At 60.2% G+C, this 14,089-nt stretch carries 15 protein-coding genes; 5 read left to right on the top strand and 10 right to left on the bottom strand.

What is annotated here, in order from left to right:
- Nucleotides 1-19: 19 nt before the first annotated feature.
- Nucleotides 20-616, bottom strand: coding sequence for an NAD(P)H:quinone oxidoreductase (gene wrbA / locus BMW97_RS06015; RefSeq protein WP_006809323.1), 597 nt, complete (start codon nt 614-616; stop codon nt 20-22).
- 391 nt (nt 617-1,007) lie between these two features.
- Between wrbA and BMW97_RS06010 the strand changes: the two genes are divergently transcribed.
- The 4 genes from BMW97_RS06010 (at nt 1,008) to BMW97_RS05995 (ending at nt 3,074) form a co-directional block, all read left to right on the top strand.
- On the top strand, nt 1,008-1,178 hold the full coding sequence (locus tag BMW97_RS06010; RefSeq protein ID WP_023311077.1) for a con-10 family general stress protein: 171 nt from the start codon (nt 1,008-1,010) through the stop codon (nt 1,176-1,178).
- A gap of 119 nt (nt 1,179-1,297) precedes the next feature.
- Nucleotides 1,298-2,215, top strand: a complete 918-nt coding sequence (locus BMW97_RS06005; protein ID WP_045908314.1) for a DMT family transporter — start codon at nt 1,298-1,300, stop codon at nt 2,213-2,215.
- Nucleotides 2,216-2,276: 61 nt separating this feature from the next.
- A complete protein-coding gene (locus BMW97_RS06000) occupies nt 2,277-2,546 on the top strand; it encodes a type II toxin-antitoxin system TacA family antitoxin (RefSeq protein ID WP_008499829.1) in 270 nt (89 codons plus the stop codon).
- Between the two features lie 6 nt (nt 2,547-2,552).
- Nucleotides 2,553-3,074, top strand: coding sequence for a GNAT family N-acetyltransferase (locus BMW97_RS05995; protein ID WP_045908313.1), 522 nt, complete (start codon nt 2,553-2,555; stop codon nt 3,072-3,074).
- A 73-nt stretch (nt 3,075-3,147) separates the two neighbouring features.
- On the opposite strand, the gene rutG is transcribed toward BMW97_RS05995, so the two are convergent.
- From rutG to rutA, 7 genes are read right to left on the bottom strand one after another with little or no spacing between them, the layout of a single operon-like run.
- The gene (gene rutG / locus BMW97_RS05990; protein ID WP_090392585.1) at nt 3,148-4,470 is read right to left on the bottom strand and encodes a pyrimidine utilization transport protein G; all 1,323 of its coding nucleotides are present in this window, start codon (nt 4,468-4,470) and stop codon (nt 3,148-3,150) included.
- Between the two features lie 21 nt (nt 4,471-4,491).
- Nucleotides 4,492-4,986 (bottom strand): NADH-dependent FMN reductase RutF, encoded by a 495-nt coding sequence (gene rutF, locus BMW97_RS05985; protein WP_045908311.1) that lies wholly within the window; start codon nt 4,984-4,986, stop codon nt 4,492-4,494.
- Nucleotides 4,987-4,995: 9 nt separating this feature from the next.
- A complete protein-coding gene (locus tag BMW97_RS05980; RefSeq protein WP_045908310.1) occupies nt 4,996-5,586 on the bottom strand; it encodes a malonic semialdehyde reductase in 591 nt (196 codons plus the stop codon).
- Between the two features lie 9 nt (nt 5,587-5,595).
- On the bottom strand, nt 5,596-6,396 hold the full coding sequence (rutD, locus tag BMW97_RS05975; RefSeq protein WP_045908309.1) for a pyrimidine utilization protein D: 801 nt from the start codon (nt 6,394-6,396) through the stop codon (nt 5,596-5,598).
- 7 nt (nt 6,397-6,403) lie between these two features.
- Nucleotides 6,404-6,790 (bottom strand): pyrimidine utilization protein C, encoded by a 387-nt coding sequence (gene rutC / locus BMW97_RS05970; RefSeq protein ID WP_008499822.1) that lies wholly within the window; start codon nt 6,788-6,790, stop codon nt 6,404-6,406.
- Nucleotides 6,791-6,801: 11 nt separating this feature from the next.
- The gene (rutB, locus tag BMW97_RS05965; protein WP_045908308.1) at nt 6,802-7,491 is read right to left on the bottom strand and encodes a pyrimidine utilization protein B; all 690 of its coding nucleotides are present in this window, start codon (nt 7,489-7,491) and stop codon (nt 6,802-6,804) included.
- Entirely contained in the window at nt 7,491-8,582 is a 1,092-nt protein-coding gene (gene rutA, locus BMW97_RS05960; RefSeq protein ID WP_045908307.1) for a pyrimidine utilization protein A, read from the bottom strand. The genes rutB and rutA overlap by 1 nt, the downstream gene beginning before the upstream one ends.
- A 245-nt stretch (nt 8,583-8,827) precedes the next feature.
- Between rutA and rutR the strand changes: the two genes are divergently transcribed.
- On the top strand, nt 8,828-9,466 hold the full coding sequence (gene rutR / locus BMW97_RS05955) for an HTH-type transcriptional regulator RutR (RefSeq protein WP_008499819.1): 639 nt from the start codon (nt 8,828-8,830) through the stop codon (nt 9,464-9,466).
- A 70-nt stretch (nt 9,467-9,536) separates the two neighbouring features.
- Here the strand turns inward: rutR and BMW97_RS05950 are convergent, their stop codons facing one another.
- Nucleotides 9,537-9,926: a lysozyme inhibitor LprI family protein gene (locus tag BMW97_RS05950; RefSeq protein WP_045908306.1), complete on the bottom strand. Its 390-nt coding sequence runs from the start codon at nt 9,924-9,926 to the stop codon at nt 9,537-9,539.
- 101 nt (nt 9,927-10,027) lie between these two features.
- A complete protein-coding gene (gene putA / locus BMW97_RS05945) occupies nt 10,028-13,990 on the bottom strand; it encodes a trifunctional transcriptional regulator/proline dehydrogenase/L-glutamate gamma-semialdehyde dehydrogenase (protein ID WP_045908305.1) in 3,963 nt (1,320 codons plus the stop codon).
- Nucleotides 13,991-14,089 lie beyond the last annotated feature (99 nt).

The following is a 14,089-nucleotide window of genomic DNA, read 5'->3' as shown; positions in this document are numbered from 1 at the left end:
CTTGTCCTCCTGTTGGGTGTTAGCCGTTCAGTTTTTTGGCCAGACCCGCGACGTATTCACCCTGATAGCGGGCGATAGACAGTTCTTCATTGCTTGGCTGACGTGAGCCATCCCCACCGGCAATGGTGGTTGCGCCGTACGGCGTACCGCCGCGCACCTGGGAAACGTCAAACAGCTCCTGCGCGCCGTAGCCAATCGGCACAATCACCATCCCGTGATGAGCAAGGGTAGTCCAGGTTGAGGTAATCGTCTGCTCCTGACCGCCGCCGGTCCCGGTAGAGCTGAATACGCTGGCGAGTTTGCCGTAGAGCGCCCCGGATGCCCAAAGTCCGCCGGTTTGATCGAGGAAGGTGCGCATCTGGCCTGACATGTTGCCGAAGCGGGTCGGGGTGCCGAAGATAATGGCATCATAATCCGCCAGCTCCTGCGGGGTGGCGACCGGTGCATTTTGCGTTTTTCCCCCGGCTTTCGCGAAGGCTTCCGCCTGCATGGTTTCCGGTACGCGTTTCACCACAACCTCTACGCCATCAACCCTGTTTGCACCTTCTGCTACCGCGTGAGCCATGGTTTCAATGTGTCCATACATGGAATAATAGAGCACCAGAACTTTTGCCATTTTGCATCACTCCTCGTTGGTTTTTCTGACAGCGGATCGCTGCGTTCTTTTAAAGATATGTCATCACAGCCAGACTGCAAAAATGAACGCCATTTATTTGATTTATAACAACATGAGGAGAAAAATGACTTTGTAGCAAAATGATACAACTTTCCCGGTGCGGATTTTTAAAATGATAAGAAAGGTTTATGGATTGCCGCCGCGTCATCTCACCCGAAAGACTGAGATCATGTTGCAGGATATTACCTTCGACTTGCCGGATAACCTCATTCCACTAAGCTTAGTTTCACGCGGCACAGATAAAGGCGTTGTCCTTGAGCCGCGAGGTGAAAGAATCCTCTTTTACTGAATGCAATATGATGTCTAATGTTTCACATTCTGGAGGTTAGAGATGGCAAACCATCGTGGTGGTTCAGGTAATTTCGCAGAAGACCGTGAAAGAGCATCAGAAGCAGGCCGTAAAGGTGGCCAGCATAGCGGGGGTAACTTCAAGAATGACCCGCAACGCGCATCTGAAGCTGGCAAGAAAGGGGGGAAAAACAGCCACGGCAGCAGTAAGTAACACGCCGGGTTGAACCCCTGCCGCCGGGATATCCCGGCGGTTTTTTTTTATTTCTGCAACATTGAACTGTAACCAAAGGCAACGCACACTACAGAATTGTTCTCACTTGCTGGTGCCGCATGTCTGTCTCACGCTTTAAATTCTCCGTTAAACCGCAGGAAGCCATCCTCATTCTCATCACCATGTTCTGGGGCGGGACGTTTCTGGCCGTTCAGTACGCGGTGACCCTTAGCGATCCGTTCTTTTTTGTTGGTCTGCGCTTTGCAACGGCGGCGATAGCCGTGGGGCTGATATCCCTTAACACGCTGCGGGGTCTGACGCTCAAAGAGCTTAAGGCGGGCGTGGCGATTGGGGTGGCGATCGCGATGGGCTACAGCCTGCAGACATGGGGATTGCAGACTATCTCCAGCAGCAAATCCGCATTTATCACCGCCATGTATGTGCCCCTGGTGCCGCTGCTGCAGTGGCTGTGCCTGGGGCGGCTGCCGGGGCTGATGTCCTGTATTGGCATCGTGCTGGCGTTTATCGGTCTGATTTTGCTGGCCGGGCCGGAAAACAACCTCCTGGCGCTGGGGCCGGGCGAGATCATTACCCTGATTGGGGCGATTGCCATTGCGGCGGAAATTATTCTGATCAGCGCCTGGGCGGGCAAGGTGGACGTTAAGCGGGTGACGGTGGTGCAGCTCGCCACGGCATCGCTGGTGGCCTTTGCGACGATGGTGCCGGCAGGGGAGTCCGTGCCGCCGATGTCCACCGGCCTGGTCGTGGTGGCGCTGGGGCTGGGGATTTTCAGCGCCATTATTCAGGTCACCATGAACTGGGCGCAGCGTAGCGTATCGCCGACCCGGGCAACGGTCATTTACACCGGCGAACCGGTCTGGGCGGGCATTTTCGGGCGACTGGCCGGGGAACGTCTGCCGCTGCTGGCCCTGGTGGGCGCGGCGTTTATTGTCGCCGGGGTGCTGGTGAGCGAGTTGAAGCTCAGAAAGCGTCGGAACCCGGTGAGCGACATGACTGCTGAAGAAGGTTTAGATTGAAAAAACAGACGGGTTTATCTACGATATGTACGGATAAATACCGTACACGGTGAAGTAAACCATGCCAGCACTGAAAAAACAGCGTATCGATCTTCGCTTAACGGACGAAGACAAAACAATGATTGAAGAAGCGGCAGCGATGACGAATCAAACGATCACCCAGTTTATGGTGAACAGTGCGTCAGAGCGTGCTGCAGAGGTCATTGAACAGCATCGGCGTCTCGTCTTAAACGAAGCATCATGGAATGCCGTGATGGATGCCATCGACAATCCGCCAGAGCCAAATGAACGCCTGAAGCGAGCGGCAAAACGTCTTCGAAACATGGAGTGAAGCGTCGTGGAAAATCTCACGATCGAAATGTTTTCAGAGGGAAAAGATTATGATTTCAGGGACTTCGATTGTGGTGAACCCTCGCTAAATGTCTTCCTCACAGAACATCTGGTGCGTCAGCACAATGGGCGTATTTTACGAGGCTATCTGCTTAAAGACCGCGATGGTCCGCGAGTCCTGGGCTATTACACGTTATCGGGAAGTTGCTTTGAAAAAGCGATGCTGCCTTCCAGGACTCAGCAGCGTCGGATCCCTTATAGCAACGTACCGAGCGTAACGCTGGGACGTCTGGCGATACATAAAGACTTGCAGGGACAGGAGTGGGGAACGACGCTCGTCACGCATGCCATGCGGGTTGTCTATCTGGCATCGCAGGCGGTGGGCGTACACGGAATATTTGTTGATGCACTCAACGACCAGGCAAAACAATTTTATCTGAAGCAGGGCTTTATTCCGCTGACGGATGAAAACAGCCATTCTCTTTTCTTTCCTACAAAATCTATCGAACGACTGTTTGAGCAGGTGTGATTGCCTGACATAAAGGTGTTCTTAGCGAACATAAAGGTCGGGTAAGGCGTCGCCGTCACCCGACATTGAGATTTCACGACTCCTGACGTACCACCTCGCCCTGCGGCGCAGCGGCCATCCGGCGGCTCAGCAGGGCGTTAAGCAGGATCGCGCCAAAGGTCGCCGTGCCAATCCCGCCGATCGTAAACCCGCCCAGCGTCAGGGCAAAATCGCCCGCGCCCAGCACCAGCGTAACGGCCACCATAATCAGGTTGCCGTTCTGGCTGAGATCGACCCGATGCTGCACCCAGATCCGCGCGCCAGCCACGGCGATCAGCCCAAACACCACGATTGAGGCCCCGCCGATCACCGGTGACGGAATGGTGTGGATCAGCGCGCCGAATTTCGGCGAGAAGCCGAGCAGCATCGCCATCACCGCCGCCGCGACAAAGACCAGCGTCGAATAGACTTTGGTCACCGCCATCACGCCGATATTCTCGGCATAGGTGGTGACGCCGCTGCCGCCGACTGAGCCCGAAAGCATGGTCGCCAGCCCGTCGCCGACGAACGCGCGGCCCATGTACGGGTCCATACTGCGTCCGGTCATCCCCGCGACCGCCTTCAGGTGACCCAGGTTTTCCGCCACCAGGATCACCGCTACCGGTGCGATAAGCATCATCGCCTGGGTGTTAAAGGTGGGCGAGGTCACTTTCGGCAGGCCGAACCAGGCGGCCTGATGCAGCAGGGTAAAATCAACCGGCTTGCCGAGACCAAAAACGTTCGCCAGCAGGGCATACACCAGACAGGCAACAATCAGCCCGACCAGGATCAGCAGCCGCTGGATCATCCCTCGCGTAAACACCGCTACCAGGCCGATGCACAGCACGGTCACGACGGCCATCCAGCTTTCAAACGGCGAGGCGGAGACGCTCCTGACCGCGATCGGCGCAAGGTTAAGGCCAATCGCCATCACCACGGCGCCCGTCATGACCGGAGGCATCATTCGCTCTATCCAGCGCGTACCGATTTTCATCACCACCAGACCAATCAGGGTATACACCAGACCGCAGGCGATGATGCCGCCGAGGGCCACGCTCAGGTTGGGGTTGATTCCCTGGCCGTTAAATCCGGTGGTGGCGATCACCACGCCGACAAAGGCGGCGCTGGATCCCAGATAGCTGGGCACGCGCCCGCCGGTGACAAAAAAGAACAGCAGGGTGCCGATACCGGACATCAGAATCGAGAGGTTGGGATCGAGTCCCATCAGCATCGGCATCAGCACCGTGGCGCCAAACATGGCGACCGCGTGCTGGACGCCCATCACCATCGTCTGCCCGAGCGGGAGGCGTTCATCCGGCGCGACCACGCCAGCGTCTGTGGAGGTCGATTTCAACTGCCAGTGGGGAAATCCGAACATGGTCTGTCTCCTTAGAGCGCCTTAACAGGCGGGTCGCATCAGCGCGTGGTAGCCGCGGTCAAACCACACCAGGCCCTGCGGCGCGGGGTGGCGAATAATCGAAACGATGTCGCAAAAAAGAATGTCGTGGGTGCCGACGCTCACCACCTGGCTGATGCGGCAGTCAAACGAGGCCAGCGCATCCTGCAGACGCGGGCAGCCGGTGTCGCCCGTTTGCCAGCGGGCGGCGGCAAAGCGTTCTTCCATCGGCGTTTTGCCGCCAAACAGGTTTGAGAGCGGCTCCTGTCCGGCGCTCAGGGTATTCACGCACAGCGTGCGGTTCTCGCTGAACGTCGGCCAGACGGACGCGCCGCGGTTCAGGCACACCAGCAGGGTGGGCGGTGAATCCGTGACGCTGCACACCGCGCTGGCGGTGAAGCCTGCCAGCCCCGCCGGACCGTCGGTGGTGATGATGTTCACCGCCGCGCCGACGCAGGCCATGGCATCGCGAAAGGTTTGTTTATCCGGTGTAGTCATCATCGCTCCTTACGCCAGCCCGCAGGCATCGTCGAAGGTCAGGCGCGGCAGGCGGCCGTAAAGTTTGCCCGGGTCGCCGTAGCCAATGTTGATCAGCAGATTGCTTTTAAGCGTCGTGCCGGTGAAAAAGGCCTCGTCGACCTTTTGGCGGTCAAAGCCCGACATCGGGCCGGTGTCCAGCCCCAGCGCGCGACAGGCGAAAATCATGTAGGCGGCCTGCAGCGAGCTGTTGCAAAAGGCGGTCTCTTCCGCCAGCGCGGGGCTTGCGGTAAACCAGCTTCTGGCATCGCCGTGCGGGAACAGTTCAGGCAGGCGCTCGTAGAACTCACTGTCCCAGGCGACAATCGCCGTGACCGGGGCGGTGAGCGTTTTCTCCAGGTTGCCGCTGGAGAGCGCCGGGCGGAGCTTCTCTTTTCCTTCCGCGCTTCGCACAAACACAATCCGTGCCGGGGAGCAGTTGGCCGAGGTTGGCCCCCATTTCATCAGGTCGTAGATTTCGCGCAGCGTCTCGTCGCTGACGGCAATATCCTGCCAGCCGTTATGGGTGCGGGCGCCGGTGAACAGCGTTTCCAGCGCGGTGGGATTAATGGCTTCGCTCATTACAGCTCCTTATAAAGCGGGTTCATGACTGTGCAGCAGGCTGGCCAGCCCGTTAAGCAGCAGGGTGTTAAAGGTGTCCGGCTCGGTGACGTTGCAGGCATGGCCGCCCTGACGCATCACCGCGCTGTGGCTGTGCGGGATCGCTGCCTGCAGCTCAGACGAGCAGACAGAGGGCACCAGCATGTCGTCGGCGGAACAGATGATCTGTACCGGGCAGCGAATGCGCGCCGCATGGCGGCTGAAGTCAGCCTTTTTCAGGGCGCTGAGCCGGTGCAGCAGGTTGGCTTTTCCCTGAAAGTGGGCCAGCGCCAGCGCTTCTTCGGCCTCCAGACGGGGGGCGCGAGCGGCCATCCAGTCTGCCGGGTAGAGAAACAGCGGCTGCGCCTCAACCCACGCCTGCGGGCCACCGTAATGCAGCAGGCGCTCGCGGATCTGAAAGCAGCGGCGGGTATGCGCGTTGAGGGTCAACCAGCCGTTGACGCACACCAGCGCGGTGAGGGCGTCGGGTCGGTCGAGGGCCAGCTGCAGGCCGACCAGTGCCCCCAGCGCATGGCCGACAACGCTGTAGCGCGCGATCCCGGCCTCAGCCAGCGCCTGGGCCAGTTCGTCCGCCATCTGTGCCAGGCTGTATCCTTCCGGCAGGGCGTCGGGGTTAGTGCCCGTTCCGCGTTGGTCATAGCACACCACCTGATACTCCGGTTCCAGCGCGGCCAACTGGGGCAACCAGTAGCTGCCGCTGCCGCCGAGACCGGCAATAAGGACCACCACGGGCGCACCCTCATACGGGGGCGGTGAGACGGAGAGTTTCATGGCCGCCTCACTTCGCGATGTGCGCAACGGTGGCGATCTCAACCAGCGCGTCTGGCTTCACCAGCCCGCACTGAATGCAGAACCGGGCCGGTTTATCGCCGGGGAAGAACTCCGCGTAGATTTCATTAATCGCGGCGTAGTTTTTCCAGTCGGTGATAAAGATGCTGTTGAAGGTCACATCCTCCATCGTGCCACCCGCCGTTTCGATCACGGTTTTGATCGTCTCCAGCACGTGGCGGGTTTGCGCCTTTGGGTCGTTGATAAACACCACGTTGTTGTCTTTATCAAACGGCAGCGTGCCGGAGACATACACCACGCCGTCGGCAAGGGTGCCGGGGACAAACGGGGCGATGGGCGTGCTGGTGCCCGGCGGGATGATTACGGATTTCGGCATTGTGCGTCTCCTCAGGCGATACGGGCGAGCGGGGGATTCAGGGCGTCGCAGAAATCCGCAACGTTACTGACCCAGCCAAAAAAGGTTTCGATATTGAACAGGGCCGCCTTCTGGGCGAAATCCGGCCCGGCCTGATGGGTCGCGTCTTCCAGCACTACGCCGAAATACTCGAGGAAAAAGCCGTCGCGCAGGGTCGACTCCACGCAAACGTTGGTGGCAATGCCGGTGAAGACCAGGTGGCGAATGCCCCGGCTGCGCAGCAGGCTGTCGAGCGGCGTGTTGAAAAAGCCGCTGTAGCGCGGTTTCGGCAGGACAATATCACCCGCCTGCGGGACCAGCTCATCCACCAGCTGATAATCCCAGCCGCCTTTTGCCAGCAGCTTGCCCTGCAGTTCGGGCCGCTTGCGCATGGTTTTCAGGGCGTTCGACTTGTGGAAGTTCGGTGAACCGGGGCCACCGGCCTCAACGTACTGGTCATCCCAGCCGTTCTGGAACCATATGATAAGCATGCCCGCGGCGCGCGCGGCGGCGACGGCGGTTTTGATATTCGCTATCACAGGCTGCGTAGCGGAGACGTCGAAGCCCGCCAGATCAAGATAACCACCGGGGCTGGCGTAGGCGTTTTGCATGTCCACCACGATCAGCGCGCTCTGCTGTGGCGTGAAGGTAATGGCTTCCGGGCGTGCGTTAAGGGTTGTCATTACGCCACCTCCTTCGTGACGGCAGGGATGTGGGCGCGGCACTGCATCAGCGGCTGGATGCGCTCGCCGAAGGTCTCCACGCCGGTGAGGAAGTCATCGAAGGTCAGCAGGACGCCTTCCGCACCGGGAACGCCCGCCACTTCATCGAGCATTCTGGCAACGCTGGCGTACGAGCCGACCAGCGTGCCCATATTGATATTGACGGCGGAGGTCGGGTCGGCCATCTGACGAACGTTGGTATCCGCCCCGGAGCGGGTGTCCTTCTGGCTCTGCTCGGTGAGCCAGCTCAGGGCTTCCTCGTCGGCGCCGTCCTTATAGCGCTCCCATTTCGCGCGCGCGGCGTCGTCGGTTTCGTCGGCAATCACCATAAACAGTACGTAGGAGCCCACGTCGCGCCCGGTTTTGTCGGCGGCCTCTTTCATGCGCGCGGCGGTCGGTGCGAAGGCGGCAGGCGTGTTAACGCCTTTACCGAAGCAGAAGTTAAAGTCGGCGTATTTCGCCGAGAATTCCATTCCCGCGTCGCTCTGCCCGGCGCAAATTACCTTCATCGGCACCGACGGCTGCGGGCTGACGCGGCAGTCGTTCATGGTGAAGAAGTCACCCTTGAAATCGCTTTTGCCGGTACCCCACAGATCGCGCAGGACCTGCACGTACTCGGTCAGGTAGTCGTAGCGACGCGAGAAGTAATCGTCACCCGGCCAGAGCCCCATCTGCTCGTACTCGGGTTTTTGCCAGCCGGTCACCAGGTTGACGCCAAAGCGTCCGCCGGAGATGGAGTCGATGGTGGAGGCCATGCGCGCCACGATCGCCGGGGGCAGGGTGAGGGTGGCAGCGGTGGCGTAGATCTGGATCCGCGAGGTGACCGCGGCCAGCCCGGCCATCAGGGTGAAGGACTCCAGATTGTGATCCCAGAACTCGGTTTTGCCGCCGAAGCCGCGCAGCTTGATCATCGAAAGCGCAAAGTCGAAATGGTAGTGCTCCGCTTTCTGCACGATGGCTTTATTCAGCTCAAAGGTCGGCATGTATTGCGGTGCAGTGGTCGAGATAAGCCAGCCGTTGTTGCCGATGGGTACAAATACGCCAATTTTCATCACGAACCTCTCTTCATTACGTCGCAGGTGTAACGGTGTTTTTGCAAAGGCAGTGCCAGTTTTAAAAATGGCAGTGTTATTAATGTGTTAATCAGAGGTTGGAGGTTTGATGTGATTAAATGTGGACTAACTGGTCAAAAACATTGCACAGAAAACAGGCATTCATGCGCGATCGGAGTGCAGGATGTCGTGGCGAGACGGGGGTTTTGCTATGCTGAGGGCAACGCAGAATAAGGAGAGCGGGAATGACACAAGGCGCAGTGAAAACACCAGGTAAACGTTCGCAGGCGGTGAGCGCCAAGAAGCAGGCGATCCTCAGCGCGGCGCTGGAGACCTTTTCGCAGTTTGGCATTCACGGCACGCGTCTGGAGCAGGTGGCGGAGCAGTCCGGGGTATCCAAAACCAATCTGCTCTACTATTACCCGTCGAAAGAGGCGCTGTATGTTGCGGTGATGCAGCAGATCCTCGATATCTGGCTGGCCCCGCTGAAAGCGTTCCGCGAAGAGCTGGCCCCGCTGGTGGCGATCAAAGAGTACATTCGCCTGAAGCTGGAGGTGTCGCGCGATTACCCGCAGGCATCACGGCTGTTCTGCCTTGAGATGCTGCAGGGCGCGCCGCTGTTGCAGGCGGAGCTGACCGGAGATTTAAAACAGCTGGTGGACGATAAGTCGGCCATTATCGCTGGATGGGTGGCCAGCGGAAAACTGGCCCCGGTCGATCCGCATCATCTGATCTTTATGATTTGGGCCTCCACCCAGCATTACGCTGACTTTGCGGCCCAAGTCGAGGCGGTGACCGGAAAAACGCTCCAGGACGAAGCGTTTTTCCACAGTACCCTGGAAAACGTGCAGCGGATGATTATCGAAGGGATCCGCTTGCGCTAGTTCCCCTCACCCTAACCCTCTCCCCAGAGGGGAGAGGGAACTGTTCTGCGCTGTCTTTTCTCCCTCGCCCCTATGGGGAGAGGGGACAGCTTAGGTTGCCCTCTTCACACTGCATCAGCGAGGCCAGAAACGCTTCGCGCTCCACGGTTTTCTCCGCCAGGCACTGATTCACTATCATCGGCTGAACGCTGCCGCCTTCCGTCCCCGAACCGATAAACGCACAGTCCGCGTCGCGCAGGGCAATCCAGGCCTGCTGCGCCTTTTTCAGCAGCTCGCGCTGGGGAGCTTCCGCGCGCTTGACGGCGGCCTGATAGGTCTGGTTGAGTTTTTTATCGGCAGCCTGGTACTGCTGCGCGCTACAGGTATTCAGTTCAAGCTGAGTGGTCGCTTTGTCGCACTCGTCGGCCAGCGCGCTGGCGCTCAGCAGCAGTGCTGCGCCTGCGAGAAATACTCTTTTCATCTTTCCCTCAGTGTAAAAAAGCCGGATGCGCTGCGCTTATCCGGCCTACGGTTGTTTTGTCGACCCGGTAAGCATAGCGCCACCGGGAAGAGTTTACACGATTAACCGATGGTCATCAGGCTGGCGTTACCGCCCGCTGCCGCGGTGTTGACGCTGAGGGAACGCTCCACGTACAGACGCTCCAGCAGCAGGTTGGTTTCCCCACGGGCGAAGCCCTGCACCGAAACAATTGCCCCGCTGCGGGCCGCAACCTGCTCGCACAGCTCGCGCAGCTGATCGGAATCACCGTGATAAATCACGGCATCGAACGCCTGCGTCAGCAGCGCATCGGCTTTCGCGAAGTGGATACGGGCCGAGACCGCTTTCGGCAGCTGTTTGGCCAGGTCGCGATGCAGCGCATCGTCCGGCCACAGCACTTCACACCCGGTGGCCATCGCGGCGGCCAGCTGTACCAGCGCGTCCTGCTCGTTATCCGCCACGCACAGAACGCGCTCGCGCGGCATCAGCGTCCAGGTATTGCGCTCGCCGGTCGGCCCCGGCAGCAGACGCTGCGTACCGGCCTGTGCCAGCTCGCCATACTGCTGCGCCACGGCACGCAGTTCAGGACGTTTTTCCGCCCAGGCGATCAGCGCTTCCAGCGGCTGGGTCAGCACGGTTTTCAGCTGCGCATCCACCGGATACACCGCATCCTGACGCGCCAGGGTGACGCCCAGCGCGTTCTCAGGACGGTTCGCCAGCAGACGGTACAGGTAGAGCGGACCGCCCGCTTTCGGGCCGGTGCCGGAGAGACCTTCACCGCCGAACGGCTGCACGCCCACGACCGCGCCAACCATGTTGCGGTTAACGTACAGGTTGCCCACTTTGGCGCTGCCGGTTACCTGCGCGATGGTCTCGTCGATACGGGTATGTACGCCGAGCGTCAGGCCATAGCCGGAGGCGTTGATCTGCTCAACCAGCTCGTTGAGGTTGTTACGGTTGTAGCGCACCACGTGCAGCACCGGACCGAAGACCTCTTTTTTCAGCTCGTCGAAGCTTGCCAGCTCGATAAGCGTAGGCGGCACAAAGGTGCCGGAACGCCACTCGCGGGCATCTTCGCTGTTGTCTCGCACCGCCTGGAACACCGGACGGCCTTTCGCGCGCATGGCCTGAATGTGGTTTTCAATATTGGCTTTGGCTTCCGCGTCGATCACCGGCCCGATGTCGGTGGTGAGACGGCCCGGGTTGCCCATGCGACATTCGGCCATCGCGCCGCGCAGCATCTTCAGCGTGTGGTCCGCCACGTCATCCTGCAGGCACAGCACGCGCAGAGCGGAGCAGCGCTGACCGGCGCTGTCGAAGGCGGAGGCCAGTACGTCAACCACCACCTGCTCGGTGAGGGCGGAGGAGTCAACGATCATGGCGTTCATGCCGCCGGTTTCCGCGATAAGCGGAGTAGGACGACCCTGCGCATCCAGACGGGTGGCAATATTGCGCTGCAGCAGCGAGGCCACTTCGGTCGAACCGGTAAACATCACGCCGCGCACGCGGTTATCGGAGGTCAGTTTGGCGCCCACGGTTTCACCGCGGCCCGGCAGCAGCTGGACCACGCCCGCCGGTACGCCTGCTTCCAGAAGAATGTTGATGCCCTGCGCGGCAATCAGCGGGGTCTGCTCTGCCGGTTTTGCCAGCACGCTGTTGCCAGCGGCCAGGGCGGCGGCAATCTGGCCGGTGAAGATCGCCAGCGGGAAGTTCCACGGGCTGATACAGACGACCGGGCCGAGCGGACGGTGGGTTTCGTTATCGAAATCATCGCGCACCTGACCGGCGTAGTAGTGCAGGAAGTCGACCGCCTCGCGCACTTCGGCGATGGCGTTGCTGAAGGTTTTACCCGCTTCGCGCACCAGAATGCCGATGAGCGACTGCATCTGGTCTTCCATCAGCACCGCCGCGCGTTCCAGAATGGCGGCACGTTCCTGCGGCGGGGTGGCGAACCAGATAGGGGCGTTATTCACCGCGCTGTCCAGCGCCTGATCCACTTCCGCATCGGTGGCTTCACGCACGTAGCCGACGATATCTTTTGGCTCTGCCGGGTTGATGACCGGCTGCATGTCGCCGTCAGCAACGGGCTGCTCCAGCATCGGTTTGGCCTGCCACTTCTGCAGCGCGCTGTTGAGCAGGGCAGAGGAGAGGGATGCCAGACGGTGTTCGTTGGCGAGATCCAGCCCCGCCGAGTTGACGCGGCCTTTGCCGTACAGCTCGCGCGGCAGGGCAATCTTCGGATGCGGCAGGCCAATCTGGCCTTCCTGGGCCGCCATCTTCTCAACGGCCTGCACCGGATCGGCCACCAGTTCGTCCAGCGGCAGGGTGGTATCGGCGATGCGGTTAACGAAGGAGGTATTCGCCCCGTTCTCCAGCAGACGACGCACCAGGTAGGCCAGCAGGGTTTCGTGGGTGCCTACCGGGGCATAAATTCGGCACGGACGGTTCAGCTTGCCGTCCGCCACTTTACCGGTCACCTGCTCGTACAGCGGTTCGCCCATGCCGTGCAGGCACTGGAATTCGTACTGGCCCGGGTAGTAGTTCTGACCCGCCAGGCTGTAGATCGCCGCCAGGGTGTGGGCGTTGTGGGTGGCGAACTGCGGATAAATCAGGTTCGGCACACCAAGCAGCTTTTTCGCGCAGGCGAGGTAAGAGACGTCGGTGTAGACCTTGCGGGTATAGACCGGATAGCCTTCCAGCCCTTCCATCTGGGCGCGTTTGATTTCGCTGTCCCAGTAGGCCCCTTTCACCAGGCGGATCATCAGGCGACGGCGGCTACGGCTGGCCAGGTCAATCAGGTAATCAATGACGAACGGGCAGCGTTTCTGGTAGGCCTGGATCACGAAACCGATGCCGTTCCATCCCGCCAGCTCCGGCTCGAAGCACAGTTTTTCCAGCAGATCGAGGGAGATCTCCAGACGGTCGGCCTCTTCGGCGTCGATGTTGATGCCGATGTCATACTGGCGCGCCAGCAGGGTCAGGGACTTCAGGCGCGGGTAGAGCTCTTCCATCACCCGGTCGTACTGCGCGCGGCTGTAGCGCGGGTGCAGGGCGGAGAGCTTAATCGAGATGCCCGGGCCTTCATAAATACCGCGACCGTTGGACGCTTTACCGATGGCGTGGATCGCCTGCTGGTAAGAAACCATGTAGGCCTGCGCGTCGGCGGCGGTCAGCGCCGCTTCGCCGAGCATGTCGTACGAATAGCGGAAACCTTTATCTTCCAGCTTGCGGGCGTTCGCCAGCGCTTCGGCAATGGTTTCTCCGGTCACAAACTGTTCGCCCATCAGGCGCATCGCCATATCCACACCTTTGCGGATCAGCGGCTCGCCGCTCTTGCCGATGATGCGGTTCAGGGAGCGTGACAGGTTGGCTTCGTTATGGGTGGAGACCAGTTTGCCGGTAAACAGCAGGCCCCAGGTCGCGGCGTTGACGAACAGCGACGGGCTGCGGCCAATGTGCGAATGCCAGTTACCGTTGCTGATTTTGTCGCGGATCAGCGCGTCGCGGGTGGCTTTATCCGGAATACGCAGCAGCGCTTCCGCCAGGCACATCAGCGCCACGCCCTCCTGCGAGGAGAGGGAGAACTCCTGAAGCAGACCCTGAACCATCCCGGCGCGGCCGGTGGCGGTCTTCTGGTTACGCAGTTTGTCAGCCAACTGGTACGCCAGGCTGTGCGCCTGGGCGGCAACGGCTTCCGGCAGGCGAGCCTGCTCCAGCAGCATCGGTACGGCGTCGGTTTCGGCGCGACGGTACGCGCCGGTAATGGCGGCGCGGCTGACGGACTGCGGCAGGATCTGCTCGGCGAATTCCAGGAACGGCTGATGGCTCTCGTCGCCAGCGGCCGGCGCGTCCTCGCTTTCATTGGCGGCGCCGGCGAGCAGGGCAGGCAGCTCCGGCAGGCCCTCGTCGCTCTCGAGTCTTTCGAGATAGTTAAAAATCGCCTGCTTAATTAACCAGTGCGGCGTGCGGTCAATGCGGGTTGCTGCGGTCTTAATCCGTTCGCGGGTTGCGTCATCCAGCTTAACCCCCATGGTGGTCATACCCATGCCAAAGCTCCTGTTGTGCTTTCATCGTGTTTGGTCGTTAGCGTGAAATATCCACCATGTTGCAACTTTGTGCAACCGTGTTAAATGTGACCTGGTTTG

The sequence above is a fragment of the Enterobacter sp. NFIX58 genome (assembly GCF_900110475.1).
GTDB lineage: Bacteria > Pseudomonadota > Gammaproteobacteria > Enterobacterales > Enterobacteriaceae > Enterobacter > Enterobacter quasiroggenkampii.
The sequence above is the reverse complement of the archived record's forward strand: the minus strand, read 5'-3'. Positions and strand labels throughout refer to the sequence as shown.